General features: G+C 40.6%; 13 protein-coding genes. 9 read left to right on the forward strand and 4 right to left on the reverse strand.

Annotated elements, in window-relative coordinates; genetic code table 11:
* The first annotated feature begins 131 nt into the window (after positions 1–131).
* Together znuA and rlmKL are read left to right on the forward strand one after the other, a co-directional pair.
* On the forward strand, positions 132–1,118 hold the full coding sequence (gene znuA, locus HMPREF3020_RS05275) for a zinc ABC transporter substrate-binding protein ZnuA (RefSeq protein WP_070775777.1): 987 nt from the start codon (positions 132–134) through the stop codon (positions 1,116–1,118).
* Between the two features lie 119 nt (positions 1,119–1,237).
* The gene (gene rlmKL, locus HMPREF3020_RS05280) at positions 1,238–3,373 is read left to right on the forward strand and encodes a bifunctional 23S rRNA (guanine(2069)-N(7))-methyltransferase RlmK/23S rRNA (guanine(2445)-N(2))-methyltransferase RlmL (RefSeq protein ID WP_070775778.1); all 2,136 of its coding nucleotides are present in this window, start codon (positions 1,238–1,240) and stop codon (positions 3,371–3,373) included.
* Between the two features lie 35 nt (positions 3,374–3,408).
* Here rlmKL and HMPREF3020_RS05285 read toward each other — a convergent pair whose 3' ends face one another.
* Positions 3,409–5,313: a monovalent cation:proton antiporter-2 (CPA2) family protein gene (locus HMPREF3020_RS05285; protein ID WP_070775779.1), complete on the reverse strand. Its 1,905-nt coding sequence runs from the start codon at positions 5,311–5,313 to the stop codon at positions 3,409–3,411.
* A 167-nt stretch (positions 5,314–5,480) separates the two neighbouring features.
* On the opposite strand from HMPREF3020_RS05285, the gene HMPREF3020_RS05290 reads away from it, so the two are divergent.
* From HMPREF3020_RS05290 to dcuC, 5 genes are all read left to right on the forward strand, one after another.
* Positions 5,481–5,933 carry a DUF441 domain-containing protein gene (locus HMPREF3020_RS05290; RefSeq protein WP_005697212.1) on the forward strand — a complete coding sequence of 151 codons (453 nt, stop codon included), beginning with the start codon at positions 5,481–5,483 and terminating at the stop codon, positions 5,931–5,933.
* Complete coding sequence (locus tag HMPREF3020_RS05295) at positions 5,934–6,317, forward strand: DUF423 domain-containing protein (protein ID WP_070775780.1); 384 nt, start codon at positions 5,934–5,936, stop codon at positions 6,315–6,317.
* A gap of 2 nt (positions 6,318–6,319) precedes the next feature.
* Positions 6,320–10,231 carry an ATP-dependent RNA helicase HrpA gene (hrpA, locus tag HMPREF3020_RS05300; RefSeq protein ID WP_070775781.1) on the forward strand — a complete coding sequence of 1,304 codons (3,912 nt, stop codon included), beginning with the start codon at positions 6,320–6,322 and terminating at the stop codon, positions 10,229–10,231.
* A gap of 46 nt (positions 10,232–10,277) precedes the next feature.
* Positions 10,278–10,940 (forward strand): hypothetical protein, encoded by a 663-nt coding sequence (locus tag HMPREF3020_RS05305; protein ID WP_070775782.1) that lies wholly within the window; start codon positions 10,278–10,280, stop codon positions 10,938–10,940.
* A gap of 203 nt (positions 10,941–11,143) precedes the next feature.
* A complete protein-coding gene (dcuC, locus tag HMPREF3020_RS05310; RefSeq protein WP_070775783.1) occupies positions 11,144–12,502 on the forward strand; it encodes an anaerobic C4-dicarboxylate transporter DcuC in 1,359 nt (452 codons plus the stop codon).
* Between the two features lie 54 nt (positions 12,503–12,556).
* On the opposite strand, the gene folK is transcribed toward dcuC, so the two are convergent.
* From folK to dksA, 3 genes are all read right to left on the reverse strand, one after another.
* Positions 12,557–13,060, reverse strand: a complete 504-nt coding sequence (gene folK / locus HMPREF3020_RS05315) for a 2-amino-4-hydroxy-6-hydroxymethyldihydropteridine diphosphokinase (protein WP_070775784.1) — start codon at positions 13,058–13,060, stop codon at positions 12,557–12,559.
* A complete protein-coding gene (gene pcnB / locus HMPREF3020_RS05320; protein ID WP_083315434.1) occupies positions 13,060–14,418 on the reverse strand; it encodes a polynucleotide adenylyltransferase PcnB in 1,359 nt (452 codons plus the stop codon). Before pcnB ends, folK begins: the two co-directional genes overlap by 1 nt.
* Positions 14,419–14,653: 235 nt before the next feature.
* Positions 14,654–15,091, reverse strand: coding sequence for an RNA polymerase-binding protein DksA (gene dksA, locus HMPREF3020_RS05325; protein ID WP_049370154.1), 438 nt, complete (start codon positions 15,089–15,091; stop codon positions 14,654–14,656).
* Positions 15,092–15,353: 262 nt separating this feature from the next.
* Here dksA and HMPREF3020_RS05330 point away from each other — a divergent pair, with 262 nt between their 5' ends.
* Together HMPREF3020_RS05330 and msbA are read left to right on the forward strand one after the other, a co-directional pair.
* Complete coding sequence (locus HMPREF3020_RS05330) at positions 15,354–17,756, forward strand: DNA internalization-related competence protein ComEC/Rec2 (protein ID WP_070775786.1); 2,403 nt, start codon at positions 15,354–15,356, stop codon at positions 17,754–17,756.
* A 37-nt stretch (positions 17,757–17,793) separates the two neighbouring features.
* The gene (msbA, locus tag HMPREF3020_RS05335) at positions 17,794–19,557 is read left to right on the forward strand and encodes a lipid A ABC transporter ATP-binding protein/permease MsbA (RefSeq protein WP_070775787.1); all 1,764 of its coding nucleotides are present in this window, start codon (positions 17,794–17,796) and stop codon (positions 19,555–19,557) included.
* Positions 19,558–19,562 lie beyond the last annotated feature (5 nt).

The raw sequence follows: 19,562 nt of genomic DNA on the forward strand, positions 1-19,562 counted from the left end.
ATGAATGAAAGTATTTAACAAGATGAAGAAATATCACTTCATTTTTTTAGTTGGAATGTTGCAATTTTATCAAAAAGGCGTAGTCTATGTTGGCTTTGAGAATAATTCCCAATAAAAGTAAGGAAACAAACATGAAACAAGTATTAAAAATGAGTGCAATTTCTACCGCACTTTTAACCCTTCCAATGATGGCAAATGCTGATGTATTGGCCTCCGTGAAACCGCTCGGTTTTATTACATCATCTATTGCAAACGGTGTGACGGATACACAGGTTTTAGTGCCGGCAGGCGCTTCTCCACATGATTACAGCTTAAAACTTTCAGATGTGCAAAAAGTGAAATCGGCGGATTTAGTGCTTTGGGTTGGTGAAGATATTGATGCTTTCTTAGCAAAACCGATTAGCCAAATTGACAGCAAAAAAGTCATCAATATTTCTGATATTCCAGAAATTAAACCGCTTTTAAGCAAAGTCCATCATGAACATTATCATGAAGGCGATGAACACGAGCACGGACATGATCATAAACATGGGCACGATCATAAGCACGAACATGGTCATGACCATGAGCATCATCACCACGATGTGGATGAAAATGGATTAAGCGTGAACTGGCATTTATGGTATTCACCAGCCATCAGCCAAATTGTGGCACAGAAAGTCGCAGATAAATTAACAGAACAACACCCGGATAAAAAAGAGCTCATCGCGAAAAACTTAGCCGATTTTAACCGCACGTTGACCGAGCAAAGCGATAAGATCAAAGCGCAATTAGCCCCACTCAAAGATAAAGGCTTCTTTGTATTCCATGATGCTTATAGCTATTTCAACGATGCTTATGGTTTAAATCAAACCGGTTATTTCACCATTAATCCATTAGTGGCACCTGGTGCAAAAACCATTGCTCACATCAAAGAAGAAATTGAAGAACATCGTGTAAATTGTCTTTTTGCGGAGCCTCAATTCACACCAAAAGTGATTGATACGCTTGCGCAAAGTACAAAAGTTAATGTTGGTCGTTTAGATCCTATTGGTGATAACGTACAGCTTGGTCCAAATTCCTATGCGAATTTCCTTCAAGCCACCGCTGATAGCTATGCTCAATGTTTAAGTAAATAATCAAAAATCTCCCCCTCGCCCCCTCTTTACAAAAGAGGGGGAATATTCTTGAAATATCCCCAAATTTAACCGCACTTTCGTGCTATAATCCGCCCAATTTTTCCCTATCGAGAAAACGCATGAAACAATTATTTGCCACAACTGCCCGTGGTTTTGAAGAACTCTTAAAAGTCGAACTGACAGAGCTTGGTGCAACGGAATGTAAAATTGCACAAGGCGGCGTACATTTTCAGGCTGATGATGAAACACTTTATCGCAGCTTATTATGGTCACGTTTAGCTTCACGTATTTTGTTACCTATTGTAAATGGCAAGATATATAGTGATTTAGACTTGTATTCAATTGTGACAGGGCTGGATTGGTTAAGTTATTTTGATGAGAAATCCACATTTTTTGTCGATTTTAACGGGACAAACCAAGAAATTCGTCACACTCAATTTGGTGCGATGCGTGTGAAAGATGCCATTGTGGATTATTTTGAACGTCAAGGGAAAGCGCGTCCAAATGTGGATAAAGACTATCCAGATGTGCGAATTCATGTTTATTTGAATAAAGAAGAGCTCGTCGTTTCACTCGATTTAAGTGGAGAAGCATTACATTTACGTGGTTATCGTGAAGATACAGGGCAAGCGCCTTTACGTGAAACCTTAGCCTCTGCGATAGTGCTGCGTTCAGGTTGGAAAAAAGGGACGCCTTTAGTGGATCCAATGTGCGGTTCAGGTACCTTGTTAATCGAAGCGGCACAGATGGAAGCACAAATTGCACCGCAATTACATCGTTTACATTGGGGCTTTGATTGCTGGAAAGGGCATAATCAAGATGCTTGGGATAAGGTGAAAGCAGAAGCGGTACAGCAAGCGGAAACTTATTTTAATCAAAATCCTAAACCGCATTTTTATGGCTTCGATCTCGATCATCGCGTACTGAAAAAAGCACAAAAAAATGCACAAAATGCAGGTGTGGCACATTTAATCCAGTGGAAACAAGGTGATGTCGCCGCATTAAAAAATCCAAGTCCAGATGAAGTGGGAACAGTGATTTGTAACCCGCCTTACGGTGAACGTCTAGGCACAACTCCTGCTTTGATTGCTTTATATTCAGTCTTTGGACAACGCCTTAAAAATGAATTTGGAGGTTGGAATGCGTCAATTTTCAGTAGTGAATCTACGTTGCTTGATTGCTTGCGTATGCGTTCACATCGTCAATTTAAAGCGAAAAATGGTCCGTTAGATTGTGTTCAAAAGAATTATCAAATTTCAGAACGCAAAGAAAGTGCGGTTGAAAATCCTCTTGAATTTGACCGCACTTCAACGGTAGCGGTGGATTTTGCGAATCGCTTACAGAAAAATATCAAGAAAATTGAAAAATGGGCGAAACAGCAAGGCCTTGATGCGTATCGTTTATATGATGCTGATTTACCGGAATATAACGTAGCGGTGGATCGTTATGGCGATCATATTGTGGTGCAAGAGTATGCCGCACCGAAAAATATTGATGAAAATAAAGCCCGTCAACGTTTATTGGATGCAGTGACTGCAACCTTGCAAGTCACTGGTATTGAAACCAATAAACTGATTTTGAAGGTCCGTCAAAAACAAAAAGGCACCAATCAATATGAAAAATTGGCCAATAAAGGCGAATATTTCTATGTAAATGAATACGGCGCACAGCTTTGGGTGAATTTAACGGATTATTTAGATACAGGGTTATTCTTAGATCATCGCTTAACCCGTAAAATGGTTGGTGAAATGGCAAAAGGCAAAGATTTCCTCAACCTTTTTGCTTATACCGGTTCAGCTACGGTGCATGCTGCATTAGGTGGGGCAAAATCAACGACGACCGTGGATATGTCTAACACCTATTTAAACTGGGCAGAGCAAAACCTGATTTTAAATGATATTGAAGGCAAGCAGCACAAGCTCATTCAGGCAGATTGTTTGCAGTGGTTAGAGAAATGTGATCGCCAGTTTGATTTGATTTTCGTGGATCCGCCAACATTCTCGAATTCTAAACGTATGGAAGACAGTTGGGATGTTCAACGTGACCACATCAAATTAATGCGTAATCTCAAACGTATTTTACGCCCTAACGGCACCATCGTGTTCTCGAACAATAAACGAGGTTTTAAAATGGATTTTGAGGCGTTAGATGAATTGGGATTAAGTGCGGTCGAAATTTCAGCGAAAACCTTACCACTTGATTTTGAGCGTAATAAACAAATCCACAATTGCTGGATTGTAACAATGAAAGCCTAACAAAAAGCCCGATAATGATTTATCGGGCTTTTTTATTATTCGACTTCTTTTTGTTTTTCGGCTTCAGAATCATCATGAAGAAGGGTTTCAACCGCTGCTTCGTCATTGGTGTCATCTTCTTTTTCTAAAATCTCAGCCGTTTCTTCGTTTAGTGCTTCAGCATCAGAATGTGGTTTAATGAAAGGTTTAGGCATCCAATATTTTCGGATGATGTCCGTAGAAAAACCATGCAAAACTTCTTCATTCAATCGTTCTTGATCTAAGTAACGAACTTCTGCAATCACTTCATCCGCTTCAATTTTATTGATACCTAATTGCATTAATGTTGCATGGCTGAGCGTAAGTGCAGACTCAAAGGTTTCACGTACAATAAAGTCTACGTCTCGTTTAATCAGGCTTACTGTTGTTTTACGGTCATAAGTTCGCGCCAAAATAGGGAGTTTCGGATAAGCATCTTTCAAGTTCTGAACAATGCTTTCAATACGATCTGTATCGTTAATCCCGATGACGACACATTTCGCTTTTTCGATACCGGCAGCACGTAACACATCAAGACGAATACCATCACCGTAATAAACTTTAAAACCAAATTTGGCTGCCGCACGGATGTTTTCGATGTTACGGTCAATCACCGATACGTTAATGCCACGAACAAGAAGCGATTGACAGACGATTTGACTGAAACGACCAAAACCAATCACGAGTACGCTATCTTCTAAATCCACAATTGGATCAAGATCGCTAGTATCTACTTTTTCCTCTTGATTTGTTGATTTACGTTGGTTGATTTTACGCATCAATAAACCAATCAATGGGGAGAATAGCATCGAAATAATGACAGCTGCAGTAAAAGTTGCATTTTGATCTTTTGTCATTACACCAGCCGTAGTCGCGGCAGAGAAGAGTACGAATGCAAATTCACCACCGTGCGCCATAATGGTCATTCGTCCAGCGGATTCTTTTCGATCAAGTTTCGTAATACGTGCAACAGTGTAAACGGCTAAGGCTTTGCCGATGATATAAAGGCACACGATACCTAATAACCAAAGTGCATTGTCGAACACCAAGGTTAAATCAAGTGACATCCCTACGCCCATAAAGAAAAGACCGAGCAATAGACCACGGAACGGTTCAATATCCGCTTCGAGTTGGTGACGGAATGCCGATTCTGAAAGCATCACACCGGCGACGAATGCGCCCATCGCCATTGAAAGTCCGCTCGCTTCCATGGCTAAGGCGGCGCCTAATACCACAAGCAAGGCGGCAGCTGTCATCATTTCACGAATGTGAGCTTTTGAAATTAAGCGGAAAATAGGGTTCATTAACCATTTACCCGCAACCACTAAACCCACAACAGCACCGAGTGCAATAGCAATGGATGTCCAGTTGGTTTGATGTTCAATATGTTTGGTTTCAGGCGTTAAAAAGGCAATAGAAGCCAATAATGGCACAATGGATAAATCTTCAAAAATTAAGGTTGAAATCACCCGTTGGCCTTTTGGTGTATTCGTAATGCCGCGTTCTTCTAATACCTGCATTACGATAGCAGTAGAGGAGAGCGTAAAGCCCATACCTGCAATAAACGCGACTTCTTTAGGAAGATGTAAAATATAGATACCGGCAAAGGTAAGCAGAACACCACATAGCCCGACTTGTAGAAAACCTCGCCCAAAGATTGCTTTTCTCATTGCCCATAAGCGTTCTGGATGCATTTCCAAACCGATAATGAATAAGAACATCACCACGCCCAGTTCCGCCATATGGAGAACTGATTCCGCATCTTCTATCATGCCAAATACCGAAGGACCAATTAAACAGCCTGCCACTAAATAACCTAATACGCTACCTAAGCCAATACGCTTAAAAAGCGGCACGATGGTTACGCTGGTGGCGAGTAGAACAACAGTTTTAATCAATTCAGGGCTGACGACATTCGACATAGGGCAAAGGAACCTTAGTAAAAACAGGGAGGATGAGAAGTAAGTTCTTTTGTATTCTAGCTTTTTTTGGGTAAATAAAAAACACAGAAAAGCAAGAAATTGGTATAATTTACAAAAACTTTACATGCCAAAAATGGTCATTTTTCTGACCGCACTTTAGAGGTATTATGTCATTACAATTCAATATGGTAGCGTTGTTGTTGGTTTTCTTAATCATTTTAGGTTTAATGAGTCAAAACAGCGCAATCACCATCTCAGCGGCTGTGTTATTAATCATGCAGCAAACCTTATTATCCAAATACATTCCCATACTTGAGCAATACGGGATAAAAATTGGGATCATCATTTTAACGATTGGTGTGCTTGCGCCGTTAGTCTCGGGGAAAATCCAACTGCCCGATCTCAGTTCATTTTTAAATTGGAAAATGGGCATCTCTATTTTAATCGGGGCGTTAGTGGCGTGGCTTGCAGGCAAAGGCGTGCCATTAATGGGAGAACAACCCGTTTTAGTGACTGGATTATTAATTGGTACGATTATTGGTGTGTCTTTCTTAGGTGGGATTCCGGTAGGTCCACTTATCGCCGCCGGTATTTTAGCGATATTAGTAGGAAAATTTTAGATGAAAAATAAATGGTTATTTATTGCCGCGTTGAGCGGCTTTTTATGTGTGAGTATTGGTGCTTTTGCCGCTCATGGATTAAGCAAAGTTTTAGAACCTAAAGAATTGGCGTGGATTGAAACCGGTGTGAAATATCAAATATTCCACACTATCGCCATTTTATCGATTGGCATTTTGCAATTGTGCCGTGAGTCATTGGTTACCAACAAAATGGCTAATGTTGCTGCAGGGAGTTGGACGTACGGAATCCTTCTTTTTAGCGGCAGTCTTTATGCACTTGCCCTTGGGGCAGGCAAATTCCTTGTTTGGGTAACACCAATTGGCGGAACGTTATTTTTAATTGGTTGGCTTTGCTTGGCTTACGGTGGTTTTAAAAGTAAATAGATATGAAGAATAAATCAGTCAGACGTGAATTAAACCCGATACAACAATCTCTCTTTTCGAAACTCAAGGATATCATGCTGGTGGATCAACGTCGTTTATCTGCCCGCATTCATGGTATTGGAAAAATTAAAAGCCAAGAAGCTCAACAAGCTGTGGCTGCTGAAATTCAGCTTCAGATTGAACAGGCCCAATTACGTGTAGAAAATCGTAAAAGTGCGGTCAAAAATCCGATTGTTTTTCCAGAGAGTTTACCGGTTAGCCAACGTAAAGCAGAAATTCAAAAACTGCTTTCTGAACATCAGGTCATTGTAGTGGCAGGGGAAACCGGTTCAGGTAAAACCACCCAATTGCCAAAAATGTGTTTGGAATTAGGTTTCGGCAATTTGGGCATGATTGGTCATACTCAACCTCGCCGTATTGCTGCACGCTCTGTGGCGGCGCGTATTGCGGAAGAACTGGAAACAGAACTTGGCGGTTTAGTTGGTTATAAGGTTCGTTTTAACGATCAAATCAGTGATGATACACAAATCAAATTGATGACTGACGGGATCCTGTTAGCAGAAATTCAAAACGATCGTTTTCTCAATCAATATTCTTGTTTGATTATCGATGAAGCCCACGAACGAAGCCTGAACAATGATTTTATTCTTGGTTATCTAAAACAGCTTTTACCACGTCGTCGTGATTTGAAACTTATCATCACTTCCGCGACCATTGATGTGGAACGTTTTTCCAAACATTTCAACAATGCCCCGATTATCGAAGTCTCAGGCAGAACCTATCCTGTTGAAGTGCGTTATCGTCCCGTAGTAGAAGAAGACGAACAAGATCAGCTACAAGGCATTCTTAATGCGGTGGATGAACTGCAAGCGGAAGGTCGGGGCGATATTTTGATCTTTATGAACGGTGAGCGAGAAATTCGTGATACCGCCGAAGCTTTACAAAAACAAAATCTAAAACACACGGAAATTCTACCGCTCTTTGCACGCTTGTCTGCACAAGAACAGAATAAAATTTTCCATCCGAGCGGATTAAATCGCATTGTATTAGCGACCAACGTCGCAGAAACCTCATTGACCGTGCCGGGCATTAAATATGTGATTGACCCAGGTACAGCACGCATTTCCCGTTATAGCTATCGCACCAAAGTGCAACGTTTACCGATTGAACCCATTTCACAGGCTTCTGCGAATCAGCGTAAAGGTCGTTGTGGTCGTGTAAGTGAAGGGATTTGTATTCGTTTATATTCGGAAGAGGATTTTAATTCTCGTCCAGAGTTTACCGATCCTGAAATTCTGCGCACCAATTTAGCCTCCGTTATTTTGCAAATGACAGCATTGGGTTTGGATGATATTGAAGCCTTCCCATTTGTGGATGCCCCAGATAAACGCCATATTCAAGATGGTATAAAACTGTTGGAAGAATTAGGTGCTTTTGAAATGGTTCGCACCAAAGCGGGCGAGAAACGTCAATTAACCGCAGTAGGTCGTCAATTAGCTCAACTCCCTGTAGATCCTCGTTTAGCGAAGATGTTGCTGACCGCTGTCTCACAAGGTGCGTTGCATGAAGTGATGATTATTGTTGCCGCGTTATCCATTCAAGATCCTCGCGAGCGTCCACAAGAAAAACAGCAAGCTTCCGATGAAAAACATCGTCGTTTTGCCGATAAAAAATCGGATTTCTTGGCTTTCCTCAATCTTTGGCGTTATCTACAAGAACAACAAAAAGAATTAAGTAAAAACCAATTCCGTCGTCAATGCCAAAAGGATTTCTTAAATTATTTACGCATTCGCGAATGGCAGGATATTTATCATCAAATTCGTTTAACCGTGCGTGAAATGGGCTTGCCGATTAATTCTGAAAAAGCAGAATATCAGCAAATTCATACCGCACTTTTAAGCGGCTTGCTTTCTCATATTGGTTTAAAAGAAGCAGAGAAACAACAATATCTTGGCGCACGTAATGCTCATTTTGCGATTTTCCCCAATTCTGTGCTTTTCAAAAAACAACCGAAATGGGTGATGGCGGCAGAGTTAGTGGAAACCTCCAAACTTTGGGGGCGTATGGTGGCGGAAATCGAGCCAGAATGGATCGAACCACTTGCCGAGCATTTAATTAAAAAATCCTATTCCGAACCGCGTTGGTCGAAATCCCGTGGCGCCGTGATTGCCGATGAAAAAGTCACGCTTTACGGTGTGCCGATTGTAGCTGCACGACCAGTGAATTACGGTGCTATTGATCCGGCGGTAAGCCGTGAGATCTTTATTCAATCTGCCTTAGTGGAAGGGGATTGGAATACCAAACATAAATTCTTCAAAGAAAATCAACGACTCGTTCGAGAAGTAGAAGAGTTGGAACACAAAAGCCGCCGTCGCGATATTTTGGTGGATGACCGCACGCTTTTTGAATTTTATGATCAGCGTATTGGTACGGAAGTGGTCTCTCAAAAACATTTTGATACCTGGTGGAAAAAGGCGCAGCAAAAAGATCCCGAATTACTTAATTTTGAACGCTCATTTTTGATTAATGATGATGCGGAACAAGTGAGTAAGCTAGATTTCCCGAATTTCTGGCATCAAGGCAATTTGAAACTCAAATTAACTTATCAATTTGAACCGGGTACCGATGCGGACGGCGTGACCGTGCATATTCCGTTGCCATTGCTCAACCAAGTGGAAATGACAGGCTTTGACTGGCAAATTCCAGGCTTGCGTGAAGAATTGGTGATTGCGTTGATTAAATCGTTGCCGAAATCTTATCGCCGTAACTTCGTGCCTGCACCTAATTATGCCCAAGCCTTTTTAAGCAGAGCTGTGCCATTGGAAAAACCGTTATTAGATACGCTAATTTATGAATTACGTCGTATGACGGGCGTTACCGTAGAAGCGGAACATTGGAATTGGGAACAAATTCCAAGCCATTTGAAAATGACTTTCCGTGTGGTGGATGAAGACGGCAAGAAAATTGCTGAATCCATGAATTTGGATGAGCTGAAATTCAACTTAAAAGATCGCGTGCAGGAAAGTATTTCTGCTGTGGCCGATGATGGCATTGAGCAAAGCGGGCTGCATATTTGGAGCTTTGCAGATTTACCACAATGTTACGAACAAAAACAACGAGGTTTCAGCGTCAAAGCGTTCCCTGCTATTGTGGATGAAAAAGATGCGGTAGGTATTAAGCTATTTGAAACAGAGTTTGAGCAAGCGGTGGCGATGCAACAAGGTTTGCGTCGATTGTTGCTACTCAATGTGCCATCACCAATTAAGTATCTGCATGAAAAATTGCCGAATAAAGCCAAATTAGGGCTGTATTTTACCCCATTCGGTCGAGTATTGGATTTGATCGATGACTGTATCGCTTGTGCGGTGGATAAACTGATTGCCGATTTTGGCGGGTTTGTATGGGATGAAGCAGGCTTTGAAAAATTACGTGATTTCGTTCGAGAAAACCTTAACGAAGTGACCGTGGATATTGCGCAGAAAGTGGAACAAATTCTCTCCCTCAACCATGCCTTAAACCAACGTTTAAAAGGCAAAATGGATTTCACGATGGCGTTTGCCTTTTCCGATATTAAGGCGCAATTAAGCGGGCTGATTTATCCAGGTTTTGTGCAAAAGAGCGGTTATGATCGCCTACCTGATTTACAGCGCTATCTGCAAGCCGTTGATAAACGTATTGATAAACTGGCTCAAGATGTGAATCGTGACCGTGCGGCGATGCTACGCGTGGAACAGGTACAACAGGCTTACCAACAATTGCTGACTAAACTGCCAAAATCTAAACCAATTTCTGATGAAATTGCGGAGATTCGCTATATGATTGAGGAATTGCGTGTGAGTTTATTTGCGCAACAATTAGGCACGAAGTATCAGGTGTCGGATAAGCGGATTTTGGGCATTATTGATAAGTTTTAGCTAGTGTCTGAGGACGAATTTTAATCAATAAAATAGTGGATATTTTATGAAGCATAAGTTAGATGATGTTCCTAAAAGAATGTTACGTCTTGGATTGGCTGCGTTAAGTCACGCTAATACACATGCAAATTATTTTTCATTTGAAAATGATATGTGGGCAGAATTATCTGTTTTGCAAGTAGCACATGCTATGGAGATATTAATCAAGGCGAGAATTGCGCAGGAACATCCGTTATTAATTTTTGATTCATTACCTAAATCTTCCCAGGTTAAGCATTTAGATTATGAATCATTATTAAATAATGCTAAAACTGTGCAGTATTCAGATTTACCAGAACACTTGTGGGCTACAACAGGAGTTACTATTAAGAATGTAGATTTATATAAAAAGTTTGGGCGGTTGAGAAATTCTATACAGCATTTCGCTTACCCAGAATCTACAGATTGTTCACAACTTTCAATACAATATATTTATGAAATAATTGACCCTTTTATTTATCAATGTTGGGGATTATATGCAGTTAATTATTATGAAGATTCTGAAGTGACCTTCCTTTTAGAATATTTAATAGAGCGAGAGGTAAAATTCTTAATTCCTCCAGAGATTATTGGTTTGTATCTTGATGAGAGTCATTTTTCAAAATCTTCTGATGATTATAAAAAGGAAATGCTCAAGAGATTAAAAATGTCTAAAAAAACATGTTCATAATGTTTCTATATTTCATAGTTCTAATCGAATGATAGCAATAATAAAGGTGTGTAAAAACTACTTCTTAAAACACCTCCAAAACCAACCGCACTTTCTCCCCAAAACTCTTTTTGTGATCTACCTCAAATTTTCGTATTGAACTGATTTACAACAGCCAATTCAATCGCTATCTTGCTGATATTATTTTAATAAAGAGGTAAATTATGGATCTGATTATAGGTTTGATTGCCATTGTCTTGGTGGCATATTATATCGTGAAAGGCTACTCAGCGACTGGCGTGTTGATGTTCGGTGGCTTGGTCTTGTTATTCATTTCAGTGCTGATGGGACATTCGATTTTACCAGAAGGTGTGAAAAGCACCGGTTCCACCTATTTTGATATTTTAGAATATGTGAAATATCTACTCGGTAATCGTGGCGGCGGTTTAGGCTTGATGATCATGGTGTTATGTGGTTTCTCCGTGTACATGACTCATCTTGGCGCGAACGATGTGGTGGTGAAATTGGTGTCAAAACCACTGAAAAATATCCGTTCACCTTATATTTTAATGGTATTTGCTTATTTCCTTGCATGTTTAATGTCTTTTGCTGTGTCATCTGCAACAGGTTTAGGTGTGTTATTAATGGCGACATTATTCCCTGTCATGGTAAACGTGGGGATTTCACGTGGGGCTGCAGCGGCAATTTGTGCATCGCCAATTTCTATTATCCTTTCTCCAACATCGGGCGACGTGGTGCTTTCTGCTGAAATTTCAAAAATTCCTTTAGGTGAGTTTGCCTTTGGCACCGCATTACCAGTTTCGATTTTTGCGATTCTAGGGATTGCTGTCGCGCACTTCTTCTGGCAGCGTTATTTAGATAAAAAAGAAGGTGTACAAGTAGAACGTTTGAATGCAGATGAAATTAAAACCACTGCACCAAATTACTATGCGATTTTGCCATTATTACCTATTATTGGCGTGTTGATTTTTGACGGTAAATGGGGCTTGCCAAATTTACACATTGTTACCGTGATGGTGCTTTGCTTTATCATTACTGCAGTAGTGGATTTCTTACGTAGCTTTAACGCAAAACAAACCTTCGATAATCTTGTGGTGGCATATCGCGGTATGGCAGATGCCTTTGCGGGCGTAGTGATGCTTTTAGTGGCGGCAGGTGTATTTGCACAAAGTTTAAGTACAATCGGCTTTATCACTAATTTAATCGACTCAGCACAAACCTTCGGTGGTTCAGCATTCTTTATGATGTTAGTGCTTGCGGTGATTACCATTTTAGCCACCATGGCGACAGGTTCAGGTAACGCGGCGTTCTATGCTTTTGCAGAATTAATTCCAAAATTAGCTACCCAAATGGGCGTCAATCCAGCGTTCTTAACCATTCCAATGTTACAAGCCTCTAACTTAGGTCGTGGTTTATCACCGGTTTCCGGCGTGGTTGTGGCGGTATCCGGTATGGGAAAAATCTCACCATTTGAAATCGTAAAACGTATGTCTGTCCCAATGTTGGTTGGTTTTATTTGTGTGATTATCGGCACAGAAATCTTTGTTTCCGTTGCCGCCTAGATTGATAGGTAAAAAAGAAGGGCTGATAGTAAATATCAGCCCTTTTGTTTTGAGTTAAGTGCGGTCAATTTTCTCGCTGTTTTTGATTTTATGCATTTGATGATTTTCAAAAGCTTTCACCAAATCGGCGACTTTTTCGCCTTCCGGTAAAATCAAATCTTGTGCGATATCAAAAAGCGGCACAATCACGAATTCGCGGTTTTTCATATCGTAATGAGGCACGGTTAAGCGTTCATTTTGAATGATTTGATCGCCATAAAGCAGAATGTCCAAATCCAGTGTACGCTCACCCCAACGACGTAAACGCACGCGACCTTGTTCATTTTCGATACGTTGCAATTCATCGAGTAAAGCTAAAGGTGGGCGAGTGGTTTCGATCATCGCCACTGCATTTACATAATCCGGTTGATCCTGCGGGCCTAATGGTTTGCTTTGATAAAATCCACTGACAGATTTTAATTCGGTATTAGGTAGCGCAGAGATTGCCTCTAATGCCGAATTTAATTGTTCTGTAGGCGTATTTAAATTGCTGCCAAGGGCAATATACACTTGAACCATTAGTTAGCCGCCTTAGGTTTACGTCTGCGATAATATTTTTTCTTCGGTGCAGGATGCAATTTTTGTTGCTCTTGAACCAATTGGCGACGTTGTTCTTGATTACTGAGTTGGTACTCATGCCACCATTTTGCGAGTTCAACGGTTTCGCCACCTTCCACTTCGGCACGCATCGCCAATAAATCAAAGGCTGCACGGAATTTTTGATGTTCCATCGTGCGAGCAGGGTGCGAACCCGTGCGTTTAAGCAGTTGTAATTGCAACATCCAAATATCACGAATGACAGATGTATGACGACGAGGTGCGGCTAATGACCGGCATAATTGATCAAGCACCTCATTTGCTGCAAGGGCGTAAGCATCATGATTGTTTAAGCCACCTTCATTTTTCAGCACATCTACTTTTTCGCGCAATGGATACCAGAAGAATGCCGCAAATAAGAAGGCTGGATTAATGCGTAATTTATCGGCAATACGTTCATCAGTTGAATTTAACGACGTTAAAATCATACGCTCCGCAAGGCTATCTTCTTTTTCGGTAAAATAAGGCGTTAAGCTTGGGAAAAGCTGTTCAAATAAGCCATATTGACGAAGTAATTTATAGGTTTTTACACCATTGCCAGACTGCAATAATTTTAAGCTTTCATCGAATAAACGCGCCGGTGGAATATTTTTCAGCAATGGTGCAAGCTCACGAATTGGCTGTTCACTTGGTTTTTCCAAGAACATATCCAATTTCGCCATAAAGCGCACAGAGCGTAGCATACGCACAGGATCTTCTTGATAACGGGTAACGGGATCGCCAATCAGACGTAATTTCCCGTTTTTCAGGTCATCAATTCCGTTGAAGTAATCACGCAACGTATTATCTTGCGGATTGTAGTAAAGGGCGTTTACGGTAAAGTCACGACGCTCAGCATCTTGTTCAATGGTGCCGTACACGTTATCACGCAGTAACATCCCTTCATCACTTTGTTTCGCTTGATTTTCACTGCGCGCATCCGAATGGCTAGCACGGAACGTGGCCACTTCGATCACATCGCGACCAAACATAATATGCGCAAGGCGGAAACGACGACCAACTAAACGACATTGACGTTGGAATACCGCTTGAATTTGGTCGGGTCGTGCATTCGTTGCCACATCAAAATCTTTTGGATGTTTACCTAATAATAAATCACGCAAACACCCCCCAACGATATAAGCTTCATAACCTTGTCGTTGCAATTTTTCTACCACAGTGATGGCATTACGGCTAAACATACGTGGATTAATGCCGAAATGAGAGGCTTTCACGCTATGTTTGTCGTGACGATGCGCTTGGGTGTTGGTTTTTTTATGGTGAGAAGAGGACGGGGCGATCTTGGGTTGTGAACGCTCTGTTTTTGAAACGTTTGGTTTTTCAGTTTTTGGCGCTGTTTTTGGGACAGGCGAATTTATATTGGTTTCAGTTTCTTTTTTAGTTTTTTTACCAAATAAATTTTTTATATAAGTAAGAATAATTTACTCCATTCTCTGTGTTAAATGCACATTTGATAAAAACACGAAAAGTGCGGTTGTTTTTGACCGCACTTTTTCATTGGGTTATTTGAATCAATTAACCTGCGACTTGTTTTTCACGAATTTCAGCAAGGGTTTTGCAATCGATACAAAGATCAGCAGTAGGACGTGCTTCTAAGCGACGAATGCCAATTTCTTCCCCACAAGAATCGCAGTAACCGAAATCATCGGTGTCCAATTTTTTCAATGTGTATTCAATCTTTTTCATTAATTTACGCTCGCGATCGCGGTTACGTAATTCAAGACTGAATTCTTCTTCTTGGGTCGCACGGTCTGCTGGATCTGGGAAGTTTGAAGCTTCATCTTGCATATGAGCAACAGTTCTTGATGCCTCTTCCACAATTTGCTCATGCCATGCAGTTAAAATTTTTCTGAAATGAAGAATTTGATCTTCATTCATGTATTCTTCACCTTTCTTTGGTTGATAAGGTGTAACACCGGCTAAATCCAGCAAACTTAGAGATGCCTTAGACATTGATAACTCCTAATGTAGTAAAGATTTTAACGACTTCCTGTCTTGTTGTTTTGATTGATTCTTATCGGCTAAAAAATAGCTGACATAAGAACCCTGTTTTTTAAGGGCGATATAAATAGCAGAACTTCACCTATTTAGCAAATAAATTTAGCTTAGAAATTTCAAATTTGCGATCGTGATCGCAAAAAACAGTATGTTTATTTGCTTATCTATGAGGTTAAGGCTAGTTTGCCTTACTTTCTCGCTATAAATCACACTTAAAATGAAAATCACGCTATTTCAACTGTGCATGATGCTCATTGTCTCAGCCTTATCCTTGCTTGTCGTGCCAGATTTTTTACTGCTCACTTGGCAACAGGCTGGGCTGAGCATTTTAATGTTGGTTATGACCGCACTTTGTTTCCATTGGTTCAATTATTTTAAAGCCAGAAATTTTTGCATAAGTAGTATCTTGTTTTTACTTACTTTGGCTTATGCGCATTCATCAGCCTTATCGTTATTGGGACAAGCAGAGAGAATTTCAAGTTTACCGAATAAAATCACCTTAGATCTCCACATCTCAGAAATTCTTCATCAGCAAGATTATCAAACGTTGGTTGCTACGGCGTCTTTATTTGATGGGAAAGAACAAAAAATTTTTATTAATTGGAGAGCGTCAGAAAAACCACAACTTGGCGAAACTTGGCGGGCGGATGTAAAGCTTCGCCCTATTTCGGCGAGATTAAACCATGGGGGATTTGATCGACAGCAATGGTATTTTTCCAAAAGAATTATTGCCGTAGGGAATGTGAAAAGTGCGGTCAAAATTGGGGACGATTTTTCTTACCGCACAGATTTTCTACAGAATAGCCTCAAGCAGACGGAAGGGCTTTCTTTACAAGGCTTGCTTATTGCATTGGCATTTGGTGAGCGGGCTTGGTTAGATAATAAAACGTGGCTGATTTACCAACAAACGAATACAGCACATTTAATTGCCATTTCAGGACTCCATATCGGTTTAGCAATGGGGATAGGCTTTTTCTTTGCTCGATTATTGCAACTCTCACTGCCTACACGCTTTATTTCACCCTGGTTTCCGCTTTGCTTTGGTGTGTTGATTGCCTTAGGTTACGCCTATTTAGCTGGATTTAGTTTACCGACTTTTCGTGCAATGATGGCATTGCTTTTTATTGCAATCCTTCAATTTTCGCGACGATATTACACGCCTTTACAAATGCTGTGTTTGGTGGTGGCATTTTTGCTTTTTTGTGAGCCGCTTATGCCGCTTTCGGTGAGCTTTTGGCTTTCAGTTGGTGCCGTTACCTGTCTGATTGTGTGGTATCGATATGTTCCCTTATCAATCATTGAATGGCAACATCAAAAATTATCCCGCAAAGTGCGGTGGATTTTAGGCTTGTTTCATTTGCAGTTAGGGCTGTTGATTTTATTCACGCCTATTCAGCTTTTCTTTTTTAATGGCTTAGCGTTAAATGGTTTTTTTGCGAATTTAATTGCCGTGCCCTTGTATAGCTTCTTACTGGTACCCTTGATTCTCTTTGCGGTGTTAACGAATGGCGCATTTTCTTCTTGGCCTCTTTCAAATGCGATTGCTCAAGGTATTACACAATGCCTCAGTGTTTTCCAAGGATCGTATATGCCGATTTCAATTAATTTATCCCTCATTTTGACCGCACTTTTAAGCCTTGTTTTTGGCGGAGTGTTATATGGATTGTATTTTGCATCTCAAGCACAAACAAAAAATACACCGTTAAAATCGAGTCGATTTTTCACGTTAAATAACACAAAAATCTTACTGCCAGAAGAGTATAAACAAGCCCTATTGGGCGTAATCCTTATTTTAAGTGTTTGTATGAGTACGCTTGGGTATCGATATCTCACGAAACCCAAATGGCAGTTAGATACGTTAGATGTTGGACAAGGTTTAGCAACCTTAATTGTGAAAGAGGGGAAAGGCGTGTTGTATGACACGGGGCCTGCTTGGCAGAGTGGAATAGGTAGCTCTTCTATGGCGGAATTAGAGATATTACCTTATCTTCAACGGGAAGGCATTGAACTTGAAACCTTGATTTTAAGCCATGATGATAATGATCATTCAGGTGGCGCTAAAGCGATTTTAGCCGCATATCCAGAGATTGATCTGATTACACCTTCTCGCAAAAACTATGGTGAAACGCACCGCACTTTTTGTCTTCAGGGGAAACAATGGCAGTGGCGAGGACTTGATTTTAAAGTTCTTTCACCAACGCAAATAACAGATAGGGCGGAGAATCCCCAATCTTGCGTGATTGTATTCACGGATGGACAGTACCAGATTCTTTTAACCGGTGATGCGGATGTGGCGACAGAAAAATCTTTTGCTGAAAAACTAGGCAAAATTAATGTGTTACAGGTAGGGCACCATGGCAGTAAAACTTCAACAGGCGAGTTTTTATTGGCACAGACAAAACCGGATATCGCCTTAATTTCAAGTGGACGATGGAATGCGTGGAATTTTCCTCATCCAACAGTCATTGAACGATTAAATCGTTATCAAAGTGCGGTCGAAAATACGGCTATTTCAGGTCATATAAGGTTAAATTTTATTGAAAAAAGGATTGAAGTTGAAAAGGCGAGAGGGGATTTTTCACCTTGGTTTGCCCGTGTAATTGGATTATCCCCAAAATAACAGGTACAATGCAGCCAATTTTTATTAAGACAATGTGATGCAAGAACAAACTATGCAAGATAAAGATTTTTCAACCTCGCAAACTTTTAAGCGTTTATGGCCGATGATTTCACCTTTTAAATCGGGTTTATTTGTCGCTGCTGTCGCTCTCGTTTTTAATGCATTGGCTGATTCTGGCCTGATTTATATGCTTAAACCGTTGCTCGATGATGGTTTTGGGAAAGCCGATCATTCCTTCCTAAAACTGATGGCGTTTGTTGTGGTTGGCATGATTATATTGCGTGGGGTGACCAACTTTGTCTCTACTTATTGCCTAGCGTGGGTATCCGGTAAAGTAGTGATGATTATGCGCCGCCGTTTGTTTAAACATTTAATGTTTATGCCAGTGAGCTTTTTTGATCGTAATTCAACAGGAAAATTACTTTCTCGTATTACTTACGACTCAGAAATGATTGCTAACTCTTCATCTAGTTCATTAGTGACGATTGTTCGCGAAGGAGCCTATTTAATTTCGTTGCTTGTTGTGATGTTCTATACCAGTTGGGAATTAACACTTGTGCTTTTTGTGATTGGCCCGATTATTGCAGTACTGATTCGCATGGTATCTAAGATTTTCCGTAAGCTCAGTAAAAATATGCAAGATTCCATGGGGGAATTAACCTCTGCGACGGAACAAATGCTGAAAGGGCATAAGGTAGTGCTTTCTTTTGGTGGGCAATTAGTGGAGGAAGAGCGTTTCGATAAAGTCAGTAACGATATGCGTCGTAAAGGTATGAAGATGGTCACTGCAGATGCCATTTCTGATCCAGTTGTGCAAGTGATTGCTTCTTTGGCGTTGGCAGCAGTGCTTTATTTAGCAACGACACCATTAATTGCTGATGATAATTTAACTGCGGGTTCTTTCACTGTCGTATTTTCTTCCATGTTAGCGATGATGCGTCCGTTAAAATCCTTGACGAATGTAAACTCACAATTCCAACGAGGCATGGCGGCTTGTCAGACATTATTTTCGATCTTAGATTTAGAAACTGAAAAAGATAATGGCACATATAAAGCAGAACCCGCAAAAGGTGATTTAGAATTTAAAAACGTAAGTTTTGCTTATGAGGGTAAAGAAGAGAAAGCCTTAAATAATATCTCTTTTAATGTGCCTGCAGGCAAAACCGTGGCTTTAGTGGGGCGTTCAGGTTCGGGTAAATCGACTATTGCCAATTTAGTGACGCGTTTCTACGATATTGATGAGGGTGAGATTTTATTAGATGGCGTGAGAATTCAAGATTATCGTCTATCTAATTTACGTGAGAATTGTTCTGTTGTTTCTCAACAAGTGCATTTATTTAATGATACGATTGCCAATAATATTGCCTATGCAGCAGAAGATAAATACAGCCGTGAGCAAATTATCGAAGCAGCAAAAGCGGCTTATGCCCTAGAATTTATTGAGAAACTTCCACAAGGTTTTGATACCGTTATTGGTGAGAATGGCGCGAGTCTTTCTGGTGGTCAACGCCAGCGTTTAGCCATTGCTCGTGCGTTATTGCGTAATTCACCTGTCTTAATTTTAGATGAAGCGACTTCTGCACTTGATACCGAATCTGAACGTGCGATTCAGTCTGCATTAGAAGAACTGAAAAAAGATCGTACAGTATTGGTGATTGCGCATCGTTTATCAACCATTGAAAATGCCGATGAAATCTTAGTCATTGAGCACGGTGAAATTAAAGAACGTGGTACGCATCAAGATTTATTAGCGCTTGATGGTGCGTATAAACAATTACACAGTATGCAGTTTAGCGGATAAAATAA

Origin of the sequence: Haemophilus sp. HMSC068C11 (assembly GCF_001815355.1) — a bacterium.
Classification (GTDB): domain Bacteria; phylum Pseudomonadota; class Gammaproteobacteria; order Enterobacterales; family Pasteurellaceae; genus Haemophilus_D.